The sequence below is a fragment of the Shewanella psychromarinicola genome (assembly GCF_003855155.1).
Lineage (GTDB): Bacteria > Pseudomonadota > Gammaproteobacteria > Enterobacterales > Shewanellaceae > Shewanella > Shewanella psychromarinicola.
In genome coordinates this window covers 852,543-878,401 of record NZ_CP034073.1, presented here as the reverse complement: position 1 = coordinate 878,401, position 25,859 = coordinate 852,543, and the positions used below count along the sequence as shown (strand labels likewise).

Genomic DNA, 25,859 nt, shown 5'->3' with positions numbered 1-25,859 from the left:
TAGAAGAAAGAGAAATTACGTTGGGTCTGTAGCTCAGCTGGTTAGAGCGCACCCCTGATAAGGGTGAGGTCGGTGGTTCAAGTCCACTCTGACCCACCAATCTTTCCTACTCTGCGTTGGATGATAACTCGTTTAGTGTACTAAACGTCGCTATCAACCGCCTTGATTAGAAACGATTGGCAAGCCAATTTTTTTGGTAAGACCTTCATTGAAGGTAAACGTAAAATCTCAACTGCATGTAAATGGGGCTATAGCTCAGCTGGGAGAGCGCCTGCCTTGCACGCAGGAGGTCTGTGGTTCGATCCCGCATAGCTCCACCATTTACACTTATCATGATGATAAACATATGCATAGGTTAGAGATGCCAAAGATAAATGAAACTTTATCTTTGGCTTTTTTAAGCCCGCTCTTTAACAATTTGGAAAGCTGATAGTACTAACTAAAGGCGCATGAATGACGATTCGTTGTCGTTTGTGTGATTGCGTTAGTGCGAAAAATAATACTGATGCGAAAGCATTAGTATCTTGAGTTCTCAACACACTGTTTAAGTGTCTTGAATATTCTAAAAAACTAAGGCGAGTCCACTTCCTACCCGGAGGTGAGACAAGTAAAAACCAGCTGGTCATGATATGACTCAGAGGTTCACGCAAGTGAAACTCATTTGGGTTGTATGGTTAAGTGACCAAGCGTATACGGTGGATGCCTTGGCAGTCAGAGGCGATGAAGGACGTAATAACTTGCGAAAAGCGTTGGCGAGCTAGTAATAAGCATTTGAGCTAACGATATCCGAATGGGGAAACCCGGCCACATAAGTGGTCATCATAACGTGAATACATAGCGTTATGAGGCGAACCTGGGGAACTGAAACATCTAAGTACCCAGAGGAAAAGAAATCAACCGAGATTCCCCTAGTAGCGGCGAGCGAACGGGGATTAGCCCTTAAGTCTATGGGGTGTTAGTGGAATGTGTTGGAAAGCACAGCGGCACAGGGTGATAGCCCCGTACATGAAAACTAACCGTAGATGAAAACGAGTAAGGCGGGACACGTGACATCCTGTTTGAATATGGGGGGACCATCCTCCAAGGCTAAATACTCCTGACTGACCGATAGTGAACCAGTACCGTGAGGGAAAGGCGAAAAGAACCCCTGTGAGGGGAGTGAAATAGAACCTGAAACCGTGTACGTACAAGCAGTGGGAGCGGTTCTTGAGACCGTGACTGCGTACCTTTTGTATAATGGGTCAGCGACTTACATTTTGTAGCGAGGTTAAGCGAATAGCGGAGCCGTAGGGAAACCGAGTGTTAACTGCGCGTTTAGTTGCAAGGTGTAGACCCGAAACCGAGTGATCTAGCCATGGGCAGGTTGAAGGTTGAGTAACATCAACTGGAGGACCGAACCGACTTATGTTGAAAAATGAGCGGATGACTTGTGGCTGGGGGTGAAAGGCCAATCAAACTCGGAGATATCTGGTTCTCCTCGAAAGCTATTTAGGTAGCGCCTCGAGCGAATACCATTGGGGGTAGAGCACTGTTAAGGCTAGGGGGTCATCCCGACTTACCAACCCTTTGCAAACTCCGAATACCAATGAGTACTACTCGGGAGACAGACAGCGGGTGCTAACGTCCGTTGTCAAAAGGGAAACAACCCAGACCGTCAGCTAAGGTCCCAAAGTGTATGTTAAGTGGGAAACGATGTGGGAAGGCTCAGACAGCTAGGATGTTGGCTTAGAAGCAGCCATCATTTAAAGAAAGCGTAATAGCTCACTAGTCGAGTCGGCCTGCGCGGAAGATTTAACGGGGCTAAACATACCACCGAAGCTACGGGTGCATTTCATTAGAAGTGCGCGGTAGAGGAGCGTTCTGTAAGCGGTTGAAGGTGAAGGGGTAACCCACACTGGACGTATCAGAAGTGCGAATGCTGACATGAGTAACGATAAAGGGAGTGAAAAACTCCCTCGCCGAAAGACCAAGGGTTCCTGTCCAACGTTAATCGGGGCAGGGTGAGTCGACCCCTAAGGTGAGGCCGAAAGGCGTAATCGATGGGAAACAGATTAATATTTCTGTACCTTCACTAACTGCGATGGAGAGACGGAGAAGGCTAGGCTAGCGCGGCGTTGGTAGTCCGCGTTTAAGGTGGTAGGTTGTATTCTTAGGCAAATCCGGGAATACGCATTTAATTGCAAGACTGAGGACTGATGACGAGTCACTAAGGTGATGAAGTAGTTGATGCCATACTTCCAGGAAAATCTTCTAAGCTTCAGGTTAGTGGGGATCGTACCCCAAACCGACACAGGTGGTCGGGTAGAGAATACCAAGGCGCTTGAGAGAACTCGGCTGAAGGAACTAGGCAAAATGGTACCGTAACTTCGGGAGAAGGTACGCTGCCGACGGTGATAGGACTTGCTCCTTAAGCTGTTGGCAGTCGCAGATACCAGGTGGCTGCAACTGTTTATCAAAAACACAGTACTGTGCAAAATCGCAAGATGACGTATACGGTATGACGCCTGCCCGGTGCCGGAAGGTTAATTGATTGGGTTATCTTCGGAGAAGCTCATGATCGAAGCCCCGGTAAACGGCGGCCGTAACTATAACGGTCCTAAGGTAGCGAAATTCCTTGTCGGGTAAGTTCCGACCTGCACGAATGGCGTAATGATGGCCACGCTGTCTCCAGCCGAGACTCAGTGAAGTTGAAATTGCGGTGAAGATGCCGTATACCCGCGGCTAGACGGAAAGACCCCGTGAACCTTTACTATAGCTTGGCACTGAACATTGAACCTACATGTGTAGGATAGGTGGGAGACTTTGAAGCTTGGACGCTAGTCTGAGTGGAGTCAATCTTGAAATACCACCCTTGTAGTTTTGATGTTCTAACCGCGGCCCCTAATCGGGGTTCGGGACAGTGCCTGGTGGGTAGTTTGACTGGGGCGGTCTCCTCCCAAAGAGTAACGGAGGAGCACGAAGGTTGGCTAAGTACGGTCGGACATCGTACGGTTAGTGCAATGGCATAAGCCAGCTTAACTGCGAGACATACACGTCGAGCAGGTACGAAAGTAGGTCATAGTGATCCGGTGGTTCTGAATGGAAGGGCCATCGCTCAACGGATAAAAGGTACTCCGGGGATAACAGGCTGATACCGCCCAAGAGTTCATATCGACGGCGGTGTTTGGCACCTCGATGTCGGCTCATCACATCCTGGGGCTGAAGTCGGTCCCAAGGGTATGGCTGTTCGCCATTTAAAGTGGTACGCGAGCTGGGTTCAGAACGTCGTGAGACAGTTCGGTCCCTATCTGCCGTGGGCGTTGGATGATTGAAGGGAGCTGCTCCTAGTACGAGAGGACCGGAGTGGACGAACCGCTGGTGTTCGGGTTGTCATGCCAATGGCATTGCCCGGTAGCTACGTTCGGGATCGATAACCGCTGAAAGCATCTAAGCGGGAAGCGAGCCCTAAGATGAGTCATCCCTAGAGCTTTAAGCTCTCTAAAGGGCCGTAGGAGACTACTACGTTGATAGGCAAGGTGTGTAAGCGTTGTGAGGCGTTGAGCTAACTTGTACTAATGACCCGTGAGGCTTAACCATACAACCCAGATGGGTTTTACTGAAAATGTTCCCGACATTTTCTAGCACTTCCTCCTTCCATGGAGGTCGTACTGACCGGGAGCATAACCTTAGTGTTAGAATAGAGCGCTTAAACAGTGTTTTGCAGACTCAAAAAAATCAGCTTTCCGAATTATTATTTACGGCCTTAAAGGCGGTAGATATGCAAATTTGTCTGGAAACCATAGCATTGTGGCACCACCTGATCCCATTCCGAACTCAGAAGTGAAACGCAATCGCGCCGATGGTAGTTTGGGGTCTCCCCATGCGAGAGTAGGTCATTTCCAGGCGCCTAATAAGCTCGACGTAGTAGCTAGTTTTGCTGATATGGCTCAGTTGGTAGAGCGCATCCTTGGTAAGGATGAGGTCCCCAGTTCGATTCTGGGTATCAGCACCAAGAATAATCTAGTGTAATGTCCTAGAAAACAGTTTGTCTGGAAACCATAGCATTGTGGCACCACCTGATCCCATTCCGAACTCAGAAGTGAAACGCAATCGCGCCGATGGTAGTTTGGGGTCTCCCCATGCGAGAGTAGGTCATTTCCAGGCGCCTAATTTACTCGAAAGAGTAGTGAAACAGCCCGCTATTAGATAGCGGGCTTTTTTTCGTCTGCAATTTATGGTGTAGAGTTTGTTATTGGCGAAAACATGACAGCAGTTTGTCGAATATGCCCATGCGTCCCCTTCGGGGATAAAAGAGTAGGTTATTTCCAGGCGCCTAATTTACTTGAAAGAGTAGTGAAATAGCCCGCTATTACATAGTGGGCTTTTTTACGTCTGCAATTTATAGTCTAGAGTTTGTTATTGGCCAAAATAGGACAGCAGTTTGTCGAATATGCCCATGCGTCCCCTTCGGGGATAAAAGAGTCGGTCATTTCCAGGCGCCTAATTTACTTGAAAGAGTAGTGATGAACCTTCAGCACGCAGTGTTTGCGGGGCATCGATTATTCATCTATAAAATGAATACTCGAACATGGAATATAAAGTGTTTATGCAAAGCATGCTTTTATACCATGTGTACCCAAAAGACATAATAATAGACTGTAATTAATGCCGGTAATTCACGGTGCTGCTTATATCCATGTTAGTTATAGTGTGAAGTCTTGGTGTCAATAACGCGCAGTTTTGTGTGGTTACGTAACGTTGAGAGCTTCGACAACAGCTTCTCGGTTCTAGCATACTGCTTCACTCTATCTCTTATTGTTCTACTGTAATGGGTTATTCTATTTATCGCCATCCATGGTGATATGTCCCGAGTAGACTATTCACAGGTGTTTTTAGCCTGGAATTTAATAAATACCAGCCAATGAAACTAGCATTGCTGTTGCGTAGTGACTATCCCCTTTAAGGATAAGAAATCATTGCTTAGGTTTTAGTCTACTAAACAACACGCTCTATGAGGCAGTCAATTATGAGCAAAGGTCTGGGCCGTACGCTTTAACACGTGCCGTAATTGCTCCTAGCTATTATCGGCCTTCCACCTCTATATAATCTGGTGAATTAAACCTGTACATAAGTTAACCGTGTCAAAGGGTCATTCCAATGTCCGTCTATAAATACATTTCTGTCTATAACAACATCCAAGAAATTTGGAATTTCTAACACAGGTAAGCCTTTCATTATTGATTCTATTCAGAACAATTTATCTATCAGTTAATAAATACTTTGTTGCTCATGATTGGGCCTATATGGTCTTTCAATATTATGTTTCATTGTAGTATCAGTCCATATTGACGCGACTGATCCATAACGAGATCCCCATAGCATCATTGGTCAATTTAGCCTGAATATTAGAGATTAACAATGGTCATGAATTTAACAGTGACCATGTATATATTTACCATAAATGTGAGTGAGTAAGTGAACCTTATCACCTAGCCTTTGAAGGCATCATTTGGTATGGGTAAATAACGGTGATTAATTTTATTAAGACTCAACTTTCCGTTTTAGTAAATTGGCAGTGGAAATCAGAAATTATGCATTGATAACGTCGATCTCTAAAGTAACCATGTTTGTCATGACACTTCCAAGTCTCTGCTACCGTCAACTATCTTCAATATGCCAATGGTGTTTCGATCAGTTAACACACAATAGTGAGCTTGGACTAGCCAGTAGGGTCAAAGCTGTTCATTACTGTTGAAATCCGTATTCGGTAACGAGCTGTAAAATGAATATTATCCAGTAGAAAACATTCGTTAATCTTCATTTTACCGTTGTAGAGACTTATGGCCGCTATGCTCTAAGGTCTCTGTGACAATCAATTTATGTAATTAGACAAATATCGACAGCTTGATTCTGGATTAATAGTTCTAAAGCGAGGCAGGATTAATAGTTTCCACAACATTATTATTGGCCATAAGCTGTTTCGCTTATATTTAACGGCATTTAGAGCGAGTTCGATGGATGTAATCTAAAGATTTAATGTAAAAAAACAGTCTTAAAATTAGATGATTTTTAATTTGTTTAGACATGATTGTGGATAAATCTGTGAATAAGATGTTCCTAAACTGGTGTTAACTTAAGTATAAAAATTAATTGATTATTTTGTTAATAAAGGGCTTGCGCTAAATCTTGTATTGCCTATAATGCGCATCCACTGACACGGCAGACAGCGAAAGCAGTCACCGAGTTGGGTTGAATTAAGTGGTTCTAAACACTGAGTTCAAGGCGAAAAGAAAGTTTGAAAAAACACTTGACGCAACAACGGGAAAGCGTAGAATGCGCACCCCAAGCCAACGACCTAGCGTCAACGGCCGCTGAATGAAAAATCGAAAGATGTTCATGTTAGCAACGTTCTTTAACAATCTAAACAAGAAATCTGTGTGGACATTCACAGGTATTGAGTTATTCGAAATTGTCTTCTGTTCTTCGGAATGTTGGCAATCAAAAAATTTCAACTCAATGTAACGATGAGTGTTCATAGTAATATGTACAAACATTATTTAGATTCTTCCGAGTCTAATTAATGAAATCAGAATTCATTGAGCCGAAAGCGTCGTTCTTACTTGTAAGAATGGGGTTTTTAAAAAACTTTAATTGAAGAGTTTGATCATGGCTCAGATTGAACGCTGGCGGCAGGCCTAACACATGCAAGTCGAGCGGTAACACAAGGGAGCTTGCTTCTGAGGTGACGAGCGGCGGACGGGTGAGTAATGCCTAGGGATCTGCCCAGTCGAGGGGGATAACAGTTGGAAACGACTGCTAATACCGCATACGCCCTACGGGGGAAAGGAGGGGACCTTCGGGCCTTCCGCGACAGGATGAACCTAGGTGGGATTAGCTAGTTGGTGAGGTAATGGCTCACCAAGGCGACGATCCCTAGCTGTTCTGAGAGGATGATCAGCCACACTGGGACTGAGACACGGCCCAGACTCCTACGGGAGGCAGCAGTGGGGAATATTGCACAATGGGGGAAACCCTGATGCAGCCATGCCGCGTGTGTGAAGAAGGCCTTCGGGTTGTAAAGCACTTTCAGTAGGGAGGAAAGGTAGCGTGTTAATAGCCCGTTACTGTGACGTTACCTACAGAAGAAGGACCGGCTAACTCCGTGCCAGCAGCCGCGGTAATACGGAGGGTCCGAGCGTTAATCGGAATTACTGGGCGTAAAGCGTGCGCAGGCGGTTTGTTAAGCCAGATGTGAAATCCCCGGGCTCAACCTGGGAATTGCATTTGGAACTGGCGAACTAGAGTCTTGTAGAGGGGGGTAGAATTCCAGGTGTAGCGGTGAAATGCGTAGATATCTGGAGGAATACCGGTGGCGAAGGCGGCCCCCTGGACAAAGACTGACGCTCATGCACGAAAGCGTGGGGAGCAAACAGGATTAGATACCCTGGTAGTCCACGCCGTAAACGATGTCTACTCGGAGTTTGGTGACTTAGTCACTGGGCTCCCAAGCTAACGCATTAAGTAGACCGCCTGGGGAGTACGGCCGCAAGGTTAAAACTCAAATGAATTGACGGGGGCCCGCACAAGCGGTGGAGCATGTGGTTTAATTCGATGCAACGCGAAGAACCTTACCTACTCTTGACATCCACAGAAGAGACCAGAGATGGACTTGTGCCTTCGGGAACTGTGAGACAGGTGCTGCATGGCTGTCGTCAGCTCGTGTTGTGAAATGTTGGGTTAAGTCCCGCAACGAGCGCAACCCCTATCCTTATTTGCCAGCGCGTAATGGCGGGAACTCTAGGGAGACTGCCGGTGATAAACCGGAGGAAGGTGGGGACGACGTCAAGTCATCATGGCCCTTACGAGTAGGGCTACACACGTGCTACAATGGCAAGTACAGAGGGTTGCAAAGCCGCGAGGTGGAGCTAATCTCACAAAGCTTGTCGTAGTCCGGATCGGAGTCTGCAACTCGACTCCGTGAAGTCGGAATCGCTAGTAATCGTGGATCAGAATGCCACGGTGAATACGTTCCCGGGCCTTGTACACACCGCCCGTCACACCATGGGAGTGGGCTGCAAAAGAAGTGGGTAGTTTAACCTTCGGGAGAACGCTCACCACTTTGTGGTTCATGACTGGGGTGAAGTCGTAACAAGGTAGCCCTAGGGGAACCTGGGGCTGGATCACCTCCTTACCTATACGACTAACTCAATACCTAAAAGTGCAGCGATGCATGTGAGTGTTCACACAGATTACTTGTTAACTTCTTCGGAAGTAGAGTGAAATGCGCCGCCAGCCGGTTAGCATTGTTCTTTAACAATTTGGAAAGCTGATAGTACTAACTAAAGGCGCATAGATGATGATTCGTTGTCGTTTGTGTGATTACGTTAGTGCGAAAAATAATACTGATGCGAAAGCATTAGTATCTTGAGTTCTCAACACACTGTTTAAGTGTCTTGAATATTCTAAAAAACTAAGGCGAGTCCACTTCCTACCCGGAGGTGAGACAAGTAAAAACCAGCTGGTCATGATATGGCTCAGAGGTTCACGCAAGTGAAACTCATTTGGGTTGTATGGTTAAGTGACCAAGCGTATACGGTGGATGCCTTGGCAGTCAGAGGCGATGAAGGACGTAATAACTTGCGAAAAGCGTTGGCGAGCTAGTAATAAGCATTTGAGCTAACGATATCCGAATGGGGAAACCCGGCCACATAAGTGGTCATCATAACGTGAATACATAGCGTTATGAGGCGAACCTGGGGAACTGAAACATCTAAGTACCCAGAGGAAAAGAAATCAACCGAGATTCCCCTAGTAGCGGCGAGCGAACGGGGATTAGCCCTTAAGTCTATGGGGTGTTAGTGGAATGTGTTGGAAAGCACAGCGGCACAGGGTGATAGCCCCGTACATGAAAACTAACCGTAGATGAAAACGAGTAAGGCGGGACACGTGACATCCTGTTTGAATATGGGGGGACCATCCTCCAAGGCTAAATACTCCTGACTGACCGATAGTGAACCAGTACCGTGAGGGAAAGGCGAAAAGAACCCCTGTGAGGGGAGTGAAATAGAACCTGAAACCGTGTACGTACAAGCAGTGGGAGCGGTTCTTGAGACCGTGACTGCGTACCTTTTGTATAATGGGTCAGCGACTTACATTTTGTAGCGAGGTTAAGCGAATAGCGGAGCCGTAGGGAAACCGAGTGTTAACTGCGCGTTTAGTTGCAAGGTGTAGACCCGAAACCGAGTGATCTAGCCATGGGCAGGTTGAAGGTTGAGTAACATCAACTGGAGGACCGAACCGACTTATGTTGAAAAATGAGCGGATGACTTGTGGCTGGGGGTGAAAGGCCAATCAAACTCGGAGATATCTGGTTCTCCTCGAAAGCTATTTAGGTAGCGCCTCGAGCGAATACCATTGGGGGTAGAGCACTGTTAAGGCTAGGGGGTCATCCCGACTTACCAACCCTTTGCAAACTCCGAATACCAATGAGTACTACTCGGGAGACAGACAGCGGGTGCTAACGTCCGTTGTCAAAAGGGAAACAACCCAGACCGTCAGCTAAGGTCCCAAAGTGTATGTTAAGTGGGAAACGATGTGGGAAGGCTCAGACAGCTAGGATGTTGGCTTAGAAGCAGCCATCATTTAAAGAAAGCGTAATAGCTCACTAGTCGAGTCGGCCTGCGCGGAAGATTTAACGGGGCTAAACATACCACCGAAGCTACGGGTGCATTTCATTAGAAGTGCGCGGTAGAGGAGCGTTCTGTAAGCGGTTGAAGGTGAAGGGGTAACCCACACTGGACGTATCAGAAGTGCGAATGCTGACATGAGTAACGATAAAGGGAGTGAAAAACTCCCTCGCCGAAAGACCAAGGGTTCCTGTCCAACGTTAATCGGGGCAGGGTGAGTCGACCCCTAAGGTGAGGCCGAAAGGCGTAATCGATGGGAAACAGATTAATATTTCTGTACCTTCACTAACTGCGATGGAGAGACGGAGAAGGCTAGGCTAGCGCGGCGTTGGTAGTCCGCGTTTAAGGTGGTAGGTTGTATTCTTAGGCAAATCCGGGAATACGCATTTAATTGCAAGACTGAGGACTGATGACGAGTCACTAAGGTGATGAAGTAGTTGATGCCATACTTCCAGGAAAATCTTCTAAGCTTCAGGTTAGTGGGGATCGTACCCCAAACCGACACAGGTGGTCGGGTAGAGAATACCAAGGCGCTTGAGAGAACTCGGCTGAAGGAACTAGGCAAAATGGTACCGTAACTTCGGGAGAAGGTACGCTGCCGACGGTGATAGGACTTGCTCCTTAAGCTGTTGGCAGTCGCAGATACCAGGTGGCTGCAACTGTTTATCAAAAACACAGTACTGTGCAAAATCGCAAGATGACGTATACGGTATGACGCCTGCCCGGTGCCGGAAGGTTAATTGATTGGGTTATCTTCGGAGAAGCTCATGATCGAAGCCCCGGTAAACGGCGGCCGTAACTATAACGGTCCTAAGGTAGCGAAATTCCTTGTCGGGTAAGTTCCGACCTGCACGAATGGCGTAATGATGGCCACGCTGTCTCCAGCCGAGACTCAGTGAAGTTGAAATTGCGGTGAAGATGCCGTATACCCGCGGCTAGACGGAAAGACCCCGTGAACCTTTACTATAGCTTGGCACTGAACATTGAACCTACATGTGTAGGATAGGTGGGAGACTTTGAAGCTTGGACGCTAGTCTGAGTGGAGTCAATCTTGAAATACCACCCTTGTAGTTTTGATGTTCTAACCGCGGCCCCTAATCGGGGTTCGGGACAGTGCCTGGTGGGTAGTTTGACTGGGGCGGTCTCCTCCCAAAGAGTAACGGAGGAGCACGAAGGTTGGCTAAGTACGGTCGGACATCGTACGGTTAGTGCAATGGCATAAGCCAGCTTAACTGCGAGACATACACGTCGAGCAGGTACGAAAGTAGGTCATAGTGATCCGGTGGTTCTGAATGGAAGGGCCATCGCTCAACGGATAAAAGGTACTCCGGGGATAACAGGCTGATACCGCCCAAGAGTTCATATCGACGGCGGTGTTTGGCACCTCGATGTCGGCTCATCACATCCTGGGGCTGAAGTCGGTCCCAAGGGTATGGCTGTTCGCCATTTAAAGTGGTACGCGAGCTGGGTTCAGAACGTCGTGAGACAGTTCGGTCCCTATCTGCCGTGGGCGTTGGATGATTGAAGGGAGCTGCTCCTAGTACGAGAGGACCGGAGTGGACGAACCGCTGGTGTTCGGGTTGTCATGCCAATGGCATTGCCCGGTAGCTACGTTCGGGATCGATAACCGCTGAAAGCATCTAAGCGGGAAGCGAGCCCTAAGATGAGTCATCCCTAGAGCTTTAAGCTCTCTAAAGGGCCGTAGGAGACTACTACGTTGATAGGCAAGGTGTGTAAGCGTTGTGAGGCGTTGAGCTAACTTGTACTAATGACCCGTGAGGCTTAACCATACAACCCAGATGGGTTTTACTGAAAATGTTCCCGACATTTTCTAGCACTTCCTCCTTCCATGGAGGTCGTACTGACCGGGAGCATAACCTTAGTGTTAGAATAGAGCGCTTAAACAGTGTTTTGCAGACTCAAAAAAATCAGCTTTCCGAATTATTATTTACGGCCTTAAAGGCGGTAGATATGCAAATTTGTCTGGAAACCATAGCATTGTGGCACCACCTGATCCCATTCCGAACTCAGAAGTGAAACGCAATCGCGCCGATGGTAGTTTGGGGTCTCCCCATGCGAGAGTAGGTCATTTCCAGGCGCCTAATTTACTCGAAAGAGTAGCTTGAAAAAGCAAGTCTCCTTGTGCTGACACACTAGCGACTTAAAAAGCATTTAGCATCGTGCGTAAGCAATTTGCTAAAGGAGTGGTAGTTCAGTTGGTTAGAATACCGGCCTGTCACGCCGGGGGTCGCGGGTTCGAGTCCCGTCCACTCCGCCAATTACATCTAAGCCTCGTCATATGACGAGGCTTTTTTGTATCTGAAATTTGGTGAAATACAAGTCATACCAATCCGCATTAGACTTTACCCATATTGGCCCAGTCTCGTGTGCACAAACTTTTTACCCTGTCCTTACACTGAATAAACGTATTCCAAGCGCGGCAACACTGTTCAACGATATCGTCATAACCTTCAAAACACCTATTTGCCAAACAATGCTGTCTTATACCAATCCGCATTAGACTTTACCCATATTGGCCCAGTCTCGTGTGCACAAACTTTTTACCCTGTCCTTACACTGAATAAACGTATTCCAAGCGCGGCAACACTGTTCAACGATATCGTCATAACCTTCAAAACACCTATTTGCCAAACAATGCTGTCTTAGCCATTGCCATACCTGTTCAATGGGATTTAATTCCGGAGAATAGGGTGGTAATTTGAGGACCGATAAATTACTGAATTCTTTTGCTATATCATCCGTATGCCAACCTGCACCATCAATGATAACAAGTGCATACCTATCCGAATGAGTTGCTTCTGAAATTTGTTTTAAGTGTTGCCACATAGCCGCCCTATTAACAAATGGAGTGACCAAGGCTTCTGTTGCACCCGTTGCAGGGCAAACTGCACCAAAAAGATAAGCATATTCAAATTGTTGCTGCCTTACCGCTCTTGGCCTCGAGCCTTTTGCTGCCCATAGTCGCGTGGTGGTATTTTGTTGACCAAATCGAGCCTCATCTTGAAACCAAATATCGACGGTGTCTAAAGGAATATAGACAGGGATCGTTGCGATCGTTTTAGAAATGAGTTTTTTTAAAATCTTCTTGGGCTGCTAAGGATTGTTTTGGGTGCTTAGAGCGACTTGTTATCCAGCTTAGGCCAATATTTTTTAGTACCTTATATACATGGTTAATATGATAATGGATGCCAAACTGCTGCTCTATATGTGATTGAACGTCTAACCCCGTTAATCGTCCACCCTGTTCGGAGCGGCTAAACTCATCTATATATTGATAAAGAACCTGCTTTTGGTGTTCGTCGAGTTTATTAGCATTTGTCGAATTCATATTGGCTTTCAAGCCATCAATGCCAGTATTTAAGTAGTTTTTAACCCATTCATTGACACTGCGACGACTAACCTTTAATTGGCGAGCGACTTGAGCGCGATTGTGACATTCCAGAAAGCAAGAAACAGCCAATATGCGGATACGCATACGGGCGTCTTTTTCTGACTTTGATAGCTTAACAAGCTCAACAGATGTGTAGTTTTTCACAGTATAAAATAATTTGAAAGTGGTGAGCATATTAGATCATAATTTAATGCGGATTGGTATCATAGAGCGATCATTATCGATCATCTATAGTCTCGACGACATTTTGTCTGCGTGAACTTCGCTGTTCAATTGAGCCAACAATATTTCCTCTATTATTGGACATTCACTCCCATCATTGACGAATTTAGTGGCTGATCACACTAAAACTGCCTGTCTGGTGCGCCGAAAGCATACGGGGTTATTCTCATTACTATCAGCTCCCACTTTGCCTCGTACAACGGATCCTCAACATATAAAAATACTAACCTTGCAGACCAATAATATCTATAGATTGCAATATTATCATTCACTTAGGGGATTGTAAGTCACAACAGAATCTGTGTTTTTGTCTCTATTCGCTCAAATCTGCTCTAGAGTATTTGTGTGATCTCATTTAATTATTTTGAGCAATTTCTGTTGAATTGTTGTAATTCATTCATCTACTTATTATCTAATTTTCTATAATTCGGTCTATTTTCTTGCCATTCACATATTGGTCACCTAAGTTAGTGCCAATTGGATGTGATAAGGAATAATGATGAAGTTAGAAATGATTTGCACAGGCGAAGAAGTGTTATCAGGCCAGATAGTAGATACCAATGCTGCTTGGGTTGCTAATACCATGATGGAAATGGGTATTGAAATGCAGCACAGAGTGACAGTTGGCGATCGTTTAGCTGATCTTGTTGCCGTATTCCAAGAGCGTAGCAAGCATGCTGATGTGATCATTGTTAATGGTGGTTTGGGGCCTACCAGCGACGATATGTCAGCATTAGCGATGGCTAAGGCTAAGGGCGAAGATCTTGTCGAGAATGTGCAATGGCGTGAACATTTAGAAGACTGGTTTACCCGTAATAATCGAGTGATGGCCAAAAGCAATTTAAAGCAAGCTTGGTTACCGGCCTCGGCGATTATGGTCGATAACCCCGTTGGCACTGCTTGCGGCTTTAGGGTTAAATTGAATAATGCGTGGTTATTCTTTACCCCAGGTGTGCCATTTGAGCTAAAACACATGATTACTGAGCAGTTTATTCCCTTTATCACCAAAGAGTATGGGGTCGCTGAAAAATCGGCTCTAGAAAAGTTACTTACGATTGGTCATGGTGAGTCATCATTGGCAGACACTTTATCGGAACTTACATTACCCGCGGGTATCGAGTTAGGGTATCGTTCTTCAATGCCGCACATTGAAATTAAGATATTTGCCCGTGGTGAGAAGGCTATGCGCTATTTGGATGATGTCACTAAACAGGTAAAAACTCTGTTAGGAAGTGCCGTTGTTGCGGAGAATCGTCCTACATTAGCAGCCGAAATTCATCATCGTTTATTTCAGTCAGGCTTGAGCTTAAGTGTGGCAGAGTCTTGTACTGGCGGAATGATCACCAGTCAGTTGATTGACTTTGCTGGCAGCTCTTCTTATTTACACCATGGATTAGTAACTTACAGTAATGAGTCTAAAGTGAAGGTATTGGGTGTTAATCCACAGATACTAGACGATCATGGTGCGGTTTCCATTCCTACTGTTGAAGCTATGGCGCAAGGTGTAAGAGGTATTTTAGACAGTGACTTTGCTTTAGCCACTAGCGGTATTGCTGGTCCTGAGGGTGGTTCTGATGACAAACCCGTAGGGACTGTTGCAATAGCGCTTGCGACAAAGCATAGCGTGTATAGCCAAATGGTGAAATTACCAAAGCGTTCTCGTCAGCTTGTTCGCAGTATGAGTACCGCGATTGCTTACGATATGCTTCGCCGCGCGTTACTCGAAGAAGCTGTAATAGTCGATTATCCTGCTATAACTCGTTTCGCCAAATAGTCGCATAACAAGTTTGCTTACCCGTAAACAAAGGGTAGGCAAGCTTGATTTAATGACTAGGGTTCAACTTCGTTCAACGGTTGGCTGTTTTTAGCTTTTTGATAAAAGTAAGCGACTGTCAGTAAAATAACCCCAATCAGAATAAAGGCGACGATTTTTTGAATGAGTTCAAAGGACGCCATATCGACAAATATCACCTTTATACAAGCCAAAGCGAATAGCAGTGCAGCGAGCCTGACTAGGCTTGCTTGCTTAGGTCGTAAGCTTATAAACATCACCACACAGGCATGCACAACCAGCAGCACAGCACTCATTGGCGCAGCAATACTCAGGTTGAATTGATAACTCCATAATAGGTAACTTATCACCAATAAAGCATGCCAAGCCCACTTAAGCGCGATATAAGAGATAATTTTTCTGTGTGCCCTAATGCCTAATCTGGCTGTTAGTAAATATCGACCTAATAAAACGAGCACTCCAAACTCTGCTAAATTAGTCAGCAAACTATCAATGTTTAACGTTAACTGTGCTTCACTGTGAAACACGATAGGTAAAATGGCACAGATAAAGATTGCAGAGTACGCCAAGCTATAACTCGGCGCTAAGGCTTGCTTTAAACGTTGACCGACACGATTGCTTCTTTCGGTAATAATGCAGAAATAACCACACACTATTAATGCGGTAATTGCCCATGAAGGATGCAGTAAGTTAGTTAACGTTTGGCTTAATACTGCCATCACCAAGGCGATGTAATACGGTCCAAGGTGCCATTGTAGGGTGGTAATTTGCTGCCATTTTGTGGGGAATTGCAAATAGCGTAAAGTAATAAATCCAACAAAGAGTAAACCTAAAACTAATGCAACAAGCCCTTGCCATTGCTCTGCCAGACACATAGCGGCGGTGATTATGGTTGCCATTACTGTGAGTATTTGCGCTTCATAACGAAGACTTTTGTGGTTAACAAAATACGCTAAACCAACACTCACAATACAACTGAACCACAAATAAATAGCAATGTAATCAGGGTAGCTACGAACTATTTTGGGTAATAACAGTAACGGTAAGGCTAAGTAACAAGCTAACTGAACATAGTAAGCAAAGCGGATTAACTTGGCAGCAGCATAGTATTTTTGGTACCAATAATAGGCCAGTAATAATCCCACAAACAGTTCGATACGGGCTAACTTGGCATTCAGGGCTTGGTCTGAAAAGCTAAGACTATTGGCGTCCAGCATGGCAAAAATGATTACACCTAATAAAGGCAGTTGCCATAGCCAGGCTAATACTTCACTAAAACGTAAGGTGTGCTTAGCGCTCATGTATAAAAGTAATAAACCAATAAGTGGCAATGTATTGAGCCAATATTCATCAGTGATAAAAAAGCTGATGAGTAGTATCGTGACCGAATAAAGTACCCCAAGTAACTCATGAATAAATCGCACCGCAAGGTGTTCGAATTTCACTAAGTCAGCTTTATGTCGAGATAGTAGTTTTTGCGCTAAATAGGTCATCGCGCAGGTCAGGATCATCAATAGAGTCAGTAGACCCTGATAACCCAATATGCCTTCATCATTGTAATGAGATTGAGCTAGCACATCGAAAACATGAATAAAGCTGCTGATTATACCTACCATTAGTAATACATAAGCTTCTGCTCGAATGGGGCTAAACAGATGTTTGCAGCCAATCCACAATAACAATAAACCTTCTAGCAGCAATACTAAACCTATCAGTTCAGCGCTGAGTAAAAATAGAGCCGCAAAGCCTGCAAAACTCCCCGCAAAGGCCAAAGAAAGAGCGCCAATATCCTTGTCGCGTTTAATCACCCAATACAATAGTGCACAAAGGAAAGCATTAAGTGCAAATAGCTCACCAGCAAATACACTCCACTCCGTTAGGGTGTAGAGAGTAAAAACCATGAGTGCGATTGGAACCGCTAGCAGCCTTGGTGTTAACGTCGATTTTATGATAAATAACAAACTGCCAATGCTATAGAGGTAAAATAAGCCATTGATCATCAGCAATGCTAAGCCGGTTTGCCAATCGATTATTGAAAACGGTAATGGAATAAATAAACGGAGTATTTGGATACAGGCAATATGAAGCAGTGCGGTTACTTCAATTAACATCGGCCAGGCTAACTTATGGCTTTGTACCATAGAGCAGATACCGATAAGCATTAAGTAGGGTAAATATAATAACGGTGTTTGGCCGCCATCAAGTAACATCAGCGGCGCCAGCGAACCGCCAAGCAAGGCGACAATTGCGACCACTTTGGTGTCGAGTTTTAATGATAAGCCATAACCCAATATCGTATTAAGCAATAACAAGCTAAAGCAGGCTATATCACTAATAAGATTAAAATATGGCCCAAGAAAATACAGACACATATAGTTGAGAATAAGTCCTAGGCCAACAAGCCCAGAGCCAAAGTCCTGCATGCCAGGACGTTTCTGACGAATGAATACGCCGCCAGCGATAATGCTATTGGCGACACCTAGGCCCAGTAAGGCCTTACCTAACTCAGAAAACCAATTATTAATTGAAAACTGCAGTAAATAGCCAAAGCCTAATGTAAGCGTGATAATGCCGGCAACGGTCATTAAAAAGACTGGGCCTAATCCTTTAGTTTGGTAATGTTGGTAGAATTCTTTTGCTTGTTCGGTTAACCCAGATAAGGGTGAAAACGCCGAAGTACTCAACTCGCCGATGGCTTCAGCTAATTGAGCGACCATTGCACTTAAGGCGCTTTGTCTGGCTGGTGACTTTGTTACTACCGAAGTTTGTTGTGCTGATATGGATGATGTTGACGCTGAATGACTTGTGTCTAACGATTGGCGCTCCCAAGCAGCAGACGAGTATTGAGGTGTATCGGCAACGATACTGCCGCTCGAATCGTTTGGTCGACTCTTATGCACAGGTGCATGTATGTTTTCATCAGACAACGCTATTGGTTGTTCATTATTATTTTGCGCCTGCACTTGCAGGGCTAATGCATCAAGTTGTTGGCTAAACTGATCGAGTTGTCGAGTTAAGTCAGCTTGTTGAGCGCCTTGCTGTGAAGACAGCTCCGCCAGCTGTGCTTTTAGTTTTGCTACGTCATCCATTAACGGCATCATTTATCCCATGATTATTATGCACTCCAATATTGCCAAGTTATTGTACGTGGTTCTGATTGATTAGGAAATGCACCGTTTTCTGAGACTTGAGAAGTTCAGCCTTTCTAGACTATGTGCATGTAGGTAAGTTTGAAGCAATAAAAAAGCACCCTAAGGTGCTTTCTATTACTGTGATAATAACATTAAAATTTCACTACAAGTTTACCTTGTTGCACCGCAATTTCTTTAGTCATTTTCGCCATTAATGCTTGATTACTGTCGCGAGTGTCTAAGGTATACACTGGCTGGTTTTCAAGGTAATTACGTAAAAAACCCATTAATTGTGGGGTAACTTGGCTGATGTAACGCTCAATATCAGCGGGTTCTGACTCAACCCTCACTAAGTCTAACTGACGCAGATAAACGCTTTTGGTATTAGTGTCATACCAAGGCACCGCTTCAAATGTAGTCTTCAGCTTGGCATGAATGGGTAGTAACGGATTATTTACAGTAATAATCGTTGCTGCCGTGACTGCCATGGTATCGGGTTTAGCGCCTAATACCACTTGCATGTCATTGAGCTTCACTGAGACACCAATTAACTTGTTGCCTTGCTTGACTTCAAAGTGCATGTCTTTATTAAGGTATTGCTCTATTTCCGACTCGGTGATGCTGTACTGACTGGCACAGCCAGTCAGTAACAATAACAGTCCAAGCCCAAAGGTTTTGATCAAGGGTATCATCCAGTGTTTCTCATTCCTGCTGCTACGCCGGCAATGGTCAGCATTAATGCTAGCTGAACATGCTCCGACGGCTCAACTTCTCTACGTGTACGGGCTAATAGCTCGGTTTGTAAAAAGTTAAGAGGGTCTATGTAAGGGTTGCGCAGTTTAACAGATTCACGACTCCAAGGTGTATGTGACATTAACTCTGTTGCTTGGGTTAATGACAATACCGCGTCAATGCCCAGTTGCAGACGTTGACGTAGTTTGACACCTAAATGATGTAGTTCTGGCTTAACTAAACACAGCTCATAGTATTTCGCCAAGTTAGGCTCTGCTTTGGTGTACACCATTTCTAGCATCGAAATACGGGTTTCAAAGAATGGCCATTGTTGTTCCATCTCGCGTAATAGTTCAAGCTCGCCGCGATCTGCCGCATCTTGTAATGCTTCGCCAGCGCCAAGCCAAGCCGGTAACATTAAGCGATTCTGTGACCACGCGAAAATCCATGGAATGGCGCGTAAGCTTTCAATACCACCGTCGACTTTTCGTTTAGCTGGGCGACTGCCTAATGGCAGTTTTCCTAATTCAACTTCTGGTGTGGCGGCTCTAAAATACGCAACAAAGTCAGGTTCCTCACGAACAATACCGCGATAATGCAACACCGACTCTTCAGCAATGCGTTGCATGCAATCTCGCCACGCTTTTTTAGGCTCAGGAGGCGGTAATAATGTCGCTTCCATCACCGCTGAGGTATATAGGGCTAAGCTTTGGACTGCCAATTTAGGTAAACCAAACTTAAAACGGATCATTTCGCCTTGTTCTGTCACGCGGATACGGCCATCAACCGAGCCTGGTGGCTGCGATAAAATCGCTTTATGAGCCGGTCCGCCGCCACGACCGATTGAACCGCCACGACCATGGAACAACATTAATTTAACGTCGGCTTTTTTACACACCGCAACTAATTGTTCTTGTGCACGGTATTGTGCCCAAGCCGCTGCCATTACGCCGGCATCTTTAGCGGAGTCAGAATAACCAATCATGACTTCTTGCATACCTTTGGTATAACCTCGATACCAATCAATGTTCAGTAGCGAAGTCATGCAATCAGCTGCACTCTCTAAATCGGCTAAGGTTTCAAATAACGGCACTACATGCATCGGGTTAGTGCAACCGGCTTCTTTTAGTAGTAATAATACGGCCAATACATCAGACGGTTTGCTGGCCATTGATATCACGTATGACCCTAATGCATTTACTGGCTGTTGTGCGACTAAAGCACAGGTTCTGATGACTTCTGCGACGTCATCGCTAGGTTGCCAGTTTACTGGGATGAGCGGACGTTTACTGGTTAATTCGCGCAGTAAAAAGGCTTGTTTTTCATTTTCGTCCCAATGATTGTAGTCGCCCATGCCCAAATAACGGGTAAGTTCAGCTATTACGTCACTGTGGCGTGATGCATCTTGACGAATATCTAGGCGTAGCATGTGAATACCAAAACACGCTAAACGGCGCAGGATGTCGAGTAATAGTCCATTGGCGATCAACTTCATACCGCAATCGGATAAGCTTTTGTAAAGTAGCTCTAGTGGTTGCAGTAAATCAGTTTTGTGCCAAATCAGCTCGCTGGTATCTATGTCTGGTTTTTTGCCTTCAAGTCGGGCATTAAGGTAATCGATGGTGTTACGTAATTGACCACGCAATTGGCGTAATACATCGCGGTACGGTTCTTTGCTGTTGTCGGTTAACGCTGATAATTCAGCATTAGCTTGATCCATCGAAAGTTCGCCAAGCAAGGTTACAATATCTTTTAAGTACAGTCTTGCTGCAGCATGGCGATTACGGTCGAGTACCTCTTGGGTAACGATTGAAGTCACAAATGGGTTGCCATCACGATCGCCGCCCATCCAACTTGAAAATCTGACTGGACATACATCGATAGGCAGCTGTTGTCCGGTTTTTTGTTCAACTTGATCATTGAGTTGACGCAAAAAATCAGGGATAGCCTGCCACAATGAGGTTTCGATAGTGCTTAACCCCCAGCGAGCTTCATCAACGGGTGTAGGGCGTTCGCTGCGGATTTCGTTGGTATGCCAAATTTGGGCAATAAGTTGACGAAGACGCAGGGTGCTTTGTCTGCGTTCGCGCTCCGTTAGCTGTTTGTTCTCTTGCTCGGTTAAGCAATCAACTACCCCAGCGTACTTTTGAATTAACGTACGACGTGAAATTTCTGTTGGATGCGCGGTTAATACTAAATCGATGTCTAAATCTTTTAAGCACTCAATGACATCTTTTTTGTCTAAATCGGTATCCAGCATGTGTCCGAGTAACTGCTCTACTGGATCGGGCACGCACACGAGCTCGTCGCAATTGCGGCTAATGGTATGAAATTGTTCTGCGATATTGGCTAAATTTAAAAATTGGTTGAAGGCTTTAGCGAAAGGCACCAGTTCTTCGTCAGGTAAAGCCGTTAATAATGCGAGCATTTGCTCGCGAGAGGCTTCGTCACCCTGGCGAGATTTCTTGGCTAAAATACGAATTTGTTCTACTTTTTCTAAAAATGCACCACCTAAATGGTTTTGCATCGTTTCACCTAATATCTGACCTAAATTTCCTACATTTGATCGAAGTGACGCATACATATCTGCCGTTTGCTCTGTCATACTAACTCCCCAAAAAAAGAACTACTTTGTCAATACTCAACCATTACAATACCCAGCGTATCAATATCGGTCAATACACGGGTGGTGTGTTTAGTAATTTTATTTCGTAAAAATATTACATTTATATGATTAAAAAAACCTAACCGAGACGATTACTTCATACATGCGTGATAAATCATTTTCTTAATTAACTCGACCGTGGGCGTTAGGTATTCTAAGCCAATAAATTCGTCTGGCTGATGAGCTTGGTTAATACTCCCTGGGCCCAATACTAAGGTTTGGCAGCCCAGTTTATTAATATAGGGGGCCTCGGTTGAATAGTTCACCACTTCGGCATCATGTCCAGATAACTCTGCCACCAATTTGGTCCACGGATTATCTGCTTTTCCAGCAAACGATTCTGCACCTGGGTACAAAGTACTGACACTAATGCTACCAGGATACTCCTTACTGATATCGGATAAGTAGTTCAATACCATTAATTCGAGTTCAGCTAACTCCATGCCAGGTAATGGGCGAATATCTAAGTGTAAATCGCAGCAGCCACAAATACGGTTGGCAGCATCACCACCATGAATATGGCCAAAGTTCATTGTTGGGTAAGGCACTGTAAATGCATCTTCGCGATAATTTTCACTTAGGTGCTGTTTTAGTGTCATTAGCTGACTAATAACTTTATGCATAACTTCAATGGCATTGAGGCCGCGCGCTGGATCTGATGAATGGCCACTGCGACCAATCACACGGATCCCTTGAGCTAAGTGACCTTTATGCATATAGACAGGTTTTAAGCTGGTGGGTTCACCAATAACCGCATAATCAGGGGCCACTGCTTTGGAATCGGCGAACGCTTTGGCACCGCTCATGGTGGTCTCTTCATCCGCGCTGGCAAAAATAGTCAACGGGCGTTTAAATTGGTCCAGTGGCATGTCTTTTAATGCTTCAAGCACTAGTGCAAAAAAGCCTTTCATGTCACAGGTGCCTAAACCATACCAGCGATTATCTTTTTCAACCATCTCAAATGGGCTCTGGCTCCAGAGGCCTTCGTCAAATGGTACGGTATCGGTATGGCCTGCTAATAATAACCCGCCGCTGCCAGAACCTATTCTAGCAATAAGATTTTGCTTGTTACGTGAATCTTCTACTGTAGGCGTTTCACATTCAAAACCAAGCTCGCTAAACCAGTTTTGCAACAAGTTGATAACTGCATGGTTACTCATATCGTCTTCAGCTTCGATTGCACTGACTGATGGCGCTGCAATCAGCTGTGTAAAACAACTTTTTAGATTTGGGAGTGTGCTCATGGGTTATCCTAAAAATAATATTTAAAATACTTATTCACATATATTGCATAATTAATATTGTGTGGTAGTCTAGCAAACAGCATTAACCGACACCATAAATAGAACGATAAAAATGAAAATAAATATGTGCTTTCTCGCTGCTAAATCCACTATATCAATAATCAACGCGAACGTCCTGCGACGATAGTCCGAAATTAGACGGATCCCGTCTACATAGTCTATGCTGACACTTTCTATCACTATCAAAAAGAAAACAAACTTATGAAAAGCATCGCAATTATTGGCGCCAGTGGTTACACAGGTGCACAAATCACCTCGTTGATTAACGCAGACTGCAATCTCAGCGTTCAAGGGTTGTATGTGTCGGAAAATAGTGTAGATAAAGGTCGTAAATTAGCCGACTTATACCCTACATATAGCCACATGGCTTACACGCTTTCGCCGCTATCCGATGAGGCTAAAAAGCGAATCGTTGCCGAAGCCGATGCCGTGGTATTAGCGACTGAGCATTCAGTGAGCCTAGAGCTTGCCGCATGGTTTTACCACCAAGGTCTGGCAGTGTTCGACTTAAGCGGTGCATATCGTTTTGCTGATGTGGCACAGTATCCTAAATGGTACGGCTTTGAGCATACTCATCCTGACGTATTAGCTCAGGCGGTATATGGTCTAGCAGAGTGGCATAGCGAGCAGATTAAACAAACCAGAATGATTGCTGTGCCAGGTTGTTACCCCACAGCGTCGCTCACTGCATTAAAACCATTAAAGTCATTATTAACCTCGATGTATCCGGTGATTAATGCCGTTAGTGGTGTCACTGGTGCGGGTCGTAAAGCGCAACTGCACACTAATTTTTGCGAAGTCAGCTTAACGCCATACGGTGTGTTAGGCCACAGACACCAGCCTGAAATTGCCATACATTTAGGCCAAGAAGTGATCTTTACGCCGCATTTAGGTAACTTTAAGCGTGGTATTTTAGCGACGATAACCGTACAACTAAAACCAGGTACCACCGAAGCCGATGTGATCAAAGCGTATAGCGTGTATGACAACGCACCCATCGTGACGGTAAAGCATAATCAATTTCCTAAAGTGGATGATGTCGTCAATACACCAAATTGTCATTTAGGTTGGAAATATGATGCCAATAGCGGTTATTTAGTGGTCGCCAGTGCGATTGATAATTTAATGAAAGGTGCTGCGAGCCAAGGGCTACAGTGCATTAAAATCCATTTCGGTGTGTAATCGGATCGCATTAGTAAAGGAATAAGAATCATGGCGACAAAATCTGTATTAGTATTAAAAGTGGGTGGTGCATTACTCCAGTGCGAAATGGGTATTGCGCGTTTAATGACAGCCGCAGCAGAAATGCTTGCTGCAGGTCAGCAAGTCATATTAGTCCATGGCGGTGGTTGCCTAGTTGACGAACAGTTAGCCGCTAATGGTAAAGAAACCATTAAGCTCGATGGTTTACGTGTCACGCCAGAAGACCAAATTCCTATTGTGGTTGGTGCATTAGCGGGCACATCGAACAAAATTCTACAAGCCGCGGCTGCTAAAGCGGGTATTGTGAGTGTGGGCATGAGCCTAGGCGATGGCAACACGGTAAGTGCCAAAATTAAAGATGAGCGTTTAGGCCTCGTTGGTGAAGTTGAGCCAAAAGACGCCACCTATTTAAACTTTATTTTAGGCCAAGGTTGGATGCCAATTTGTAGCTCCATTGCCATTTCTAGCCAAGGTAAAATGTTAAACGTTAATGCTGACCAAGCGGCAACTGCGTTAGCTAAATTGGTTAATGGCACCTTAGTTTTATTGTCAGATGTGTCGGGCGTATTAGACGGTAAAGGCCAGTTAATTAACTGCTTAAATAAAAGTGAAATTGAATACTTAGTCGCCCAAGGGGTGATTGAAAAAGGCATGAAAGTTAAAGTGGAAGCCGCATTAGAAGTCGCGCAATGGATGGGGAAACCCGTGCAGATTGCTTCGTGGCGTGATGCTGAACAGTTAAAAACCTTAGTCAAAGGTGGGTCCGTCGGGACTCAAATACAACCTTAATGGAGTAGTAGTCTATGCAGCACCTATTGTCGATAAAAGAGTTAACTCAATCTCAGCTTTTAGCCATCATTGAACTGGCTAAAAAAATTAAGAACACCCCTGCTGAGTACCGTCGCGCCTTAGATGGTAAAAGCGTTGTGATGCTATTTGAAAAACCATCATTGCGTACCCGAGTCAGTTTTGATATTGGCATTAATAAATTAGGTGGTCATTGCTTATACTTAGATCAACAAAATGGTGCCTTGGGCCAACGCGAATCGGTTGCTGACTTTGCCACTAACATTTCATGTTGGGCCGATGCTATTGTGGCTAGAACCTACTCGCATACCACGATTGAGCAATTAGCTGAACATGGCAGCGTACCTGTTATTAATGCCTTGTCAGACTTGTACCATCCGTGCCAAGCACTTGCTGACTTTTTAACGTTAGCCGAGCAGTTTGATGATGTGAGCCAAGCTAAACTGGCTTATGTGGGCGATGGTAACAATGTGACACACTCACTCATTTACGGTGCGGCTATTTTGGGCCTAACGATGACAGTGATTTGCCCTGAGGGCGCGTTCCCTGACGCATCAATCGTCAGCGAAGCACAAGCTTTAGCACAAAAAAATGGTGGCAAATTGACCTTAAGTGCTGACATTAATGCCATAGAAGGCCACGATGCTATTTATACGGATACGTGGATTTCAATGGGTGATGAAACACCGCTGGCGGATATAAAAGCCCGTTTTGCACCGTATCAAGTCAACCGTGCGTTAATGGCTAAAGCTGGGGCTAAATTCTTTATGCACTGCTTGCCTGCGCATCGCGGCGTGGAAGTGACCGACGAGGTGATGGACGGTGAAGGTTCATTGGTTTTACATCAAGCAGAAAACCGTATGCATGCGCAAAATGCAGTATTAGTCACCTTATTAAGTTAGTCTCATTATATAAGTCAATAGTGC

9 protein-coding genes, 4 tRNA genes, 6 rRNA genes and 1 pseudogene are annotated in these 25,859 nt (G+C 45.1%); 14 read left to right on the top strand and 6 right to left on the bottom strand.

The annotated features are described in order from the left end of the window. The first annotated feature begins 22 nt into the window (after window positions 1-22). The 10 genes from EGC80_RS03715 (at window position 23) to EGC80_RS03670 (ending at window position 11,943) form a co-directional block, all read left to right on the top strand. Window positions 23-99: transfer RNA gene (locus EGC80_RS03715), tRNA-Ile, on the top strand. A 145-nt stretch (window positions 100-244) separates the two neighbouring features. Beyond that, window positions 245-320, top strand: a tRNA-Ala gene (locus EGC80_RS03710). 352 nt (window positions 321-672) lie between these two features. Beyond that, window positions 673-3,576, top strand: a 23S ribosomal RNA gene (locus EGC80_RS03705). A 192-nt stretch (window positions 3,577-3,768) separates the two neighbouring features. Then, window positions 3,769-3,884: ribosomal RNA gene (rrf, locus tag EGC80_RS03700) — 5S ribosomal RNA — on the top strand. A gap of 31 nt (window positions 3,885-3,915) precedes the next feature. Next, window positions 3,916-3,991 (top strand) — tRNA-Thr (locus EGC80_RS03695). A 36-nt stretch (window positions 3,992-4,027) separates the two neighbouring features. Beyond that, window positions 4,028-4,143: ribosomal RNA gene (gene rrf / locus EGC80_RS03690) — 5S ribosomal RNA — on the top strand. Window positions 4,144-6,627: 2,484 nt separating this feature from the next. Next, window positions 6,628-8,170, top strand: a 16S ribosomal RNA gene (locus EGC80_RS03685). Window positions 8,171-8,551: 381 nt separating this feature from the next. Further along, window positions 8,552-11,455: ribosomal RNA gene (locus EGC80_RS03680) — 23S ribosomal RNA — on the top strand. 192 nt (window positions 11,456-11,647) lie between these two features. Then, window positions 11,648-11,763 (top strand): 5S ribosomal RNA (gene rrf, locus EGC80_RS03675). Together the 16S, 23S and 5S rRNA genes with 1 tRNA gene alongside form the textbook arrangement of a ribosomal RNA operon. 103 nt (window positions 11,764-11,866) lie before the next feature. After that, window positions 11,867-11,943, top strand: a tRNA-Asp gene (locus tag EGC80_RS03670). A 78-nt stretch (window positions 11,944-12,021) separates the two neighbouring features. Here the strand turns inward: EGC80_RS03670 and EGC80_RS03665 are convergent. Both EGC80_RS03665 and EGC80_RS03660 read right to left on the bottom strand, forming a co-directional pair. Continuing rightward, a pseudogene (locus EGC80_RS03665) lies at window positions 12,022-12,171 on the bottom strand (IS630 family transposase); the annotation flags it as partial. An 11-nt stretch (window positions 12,172-12,182) separates the two neighbouring features. Beyond that, a protein-coding gene (locus EGC80_RS03660; RefSeq protein WP_407695562.1) for an IS630 family transposase occupies window positions 12,183-13,251 on the bottom strand; the annotation gives its coding sequence in 2 pieces (ribosomal slippage) (window positions 12,183-12,746 and window positions 12,748-13,251; 1,068 coding nt in all). A 547-nt stretch (window positions 13,252-13,798) separates the two neighbouring features. On the opposite strand from EGC80_RS03660, the gene EGC80_RS03655 reads away from it, so the two are divergent. Then, window positions 13,799-15,073: a CinA family nicotinamide mononucleotide deamidase-related protein gene (locus EGC80_RS03655; protein ID WP_124013003.1), complete on the top strand. Its 1,275-nt coding sequence runs from the start codon at window positions 13,799-13,801 to the stop codon at window positions 15,071-15,073. A 56-nt stretch (window positions 15,074-15,129) separates the two neighbouring features. On the opposite strand, the gene EGC80_RS03650 is transcribed toward EGC80_RS03655, so the two are convergent. The 4 genes from EGC80_RS03650 to argE form a co-directional block, all read right to left on the bottom strand. Next, complete coding sequence (locus EGC80_RS03650; RefSeq protein WP_308199778.1) at window positions 15,130-18,192, bottom strand: DUF2339 domain-containing protein; 3,063 nt, start codon at window positions 18,190-18,192, stop codon at window positions 15,130-15,132. A gap of 182 nt (window positions 18,193-18,374) precedes the next feature. Beyond that, a complete protein-coding gene (locus EGC80_RS03645; protein ID WP_124012774.1) occupies window positions 18,375-18,914 on the bottom strand; it encodes a DUF1439 domain-containing protein in 540 nt (179 codons plus the stop codon). Next, window positions 18,911-21,559, bottom strand: coding sequence for a phosphoenolpyruvate carboxylase (gene ppc / locus EGC80_RS03640; RefSeq protein WP_124012773.1), 2,649 nt, complete (start codon window positions 21,557-21,559; stop codon window positions 18,911-18,913). Before ppc ends, EGC80_RS03645 begins: the two co-directional genes overlap by 4 nt. A 152-nt stretch (window positions 21,560-21,711) precedes the next feature. Further along, complete coding sequence (argE, locus tag EGC80_RS03635; protein WP_124012772.1) at window positions 21,712-22,863, bottom strand: acetylornithine deacetylase; 1,152 nt, start codon at window positions 22,861-22,863, stop codon at window positions 21,712-21,714. A 261-nt stretch (window positions 22,864-23,124) separates the two neighbouring features. Here argE and argC point away from each other — a divergent pair, with 261 nt between their 5' ends. The 3 genes from argC to EGC80_RS03620 are packed head-to-tail and all read left to right on the top strand — an operon-like array spanning window position 23,125 to window position 25,835. Further along, window positions 23,125-24,105 (top strand): N-acetyl-gamma-glutamyl-phosphate reductase, encoded by a 981-nt coding sequence (argC, locus tag EGC80_RS03630; protein WP_124012771.1) that lies wholly within the window; start codon window positions 23,125-23,127, stop codon window positions 24,103-24,105. A 30-nt stretch (window positions 24,106-24,135) separates the two neighbouring features. Continuing rightward, window positions 24,136-24,915, top strand: a complete 780-nt coding sequence (gene argB, locus EGC80_RS03625; protein WP_124012770.1) for an acetylglutamate kinase — start codon at window positions 24,136-24,138, stop codon at window positions 24,913-24,915. 14 nt (window positions 24,916-24,929) lie between these two features. After that, the gene (locus EGC80_RS03620) at window positions 24,930-25,835 is read left to right on the top strand and encodes an ornithine carbamoyltransferase (protein ID WP_101033231.1); all 906 of its coding nucleotides are present in this window, start codon (window positions 24,930-24,932) and stop codon (window positions 25,833-25,835) included. Window positions 25,836-25,859 lie beyond the last annotated feature (24 nt).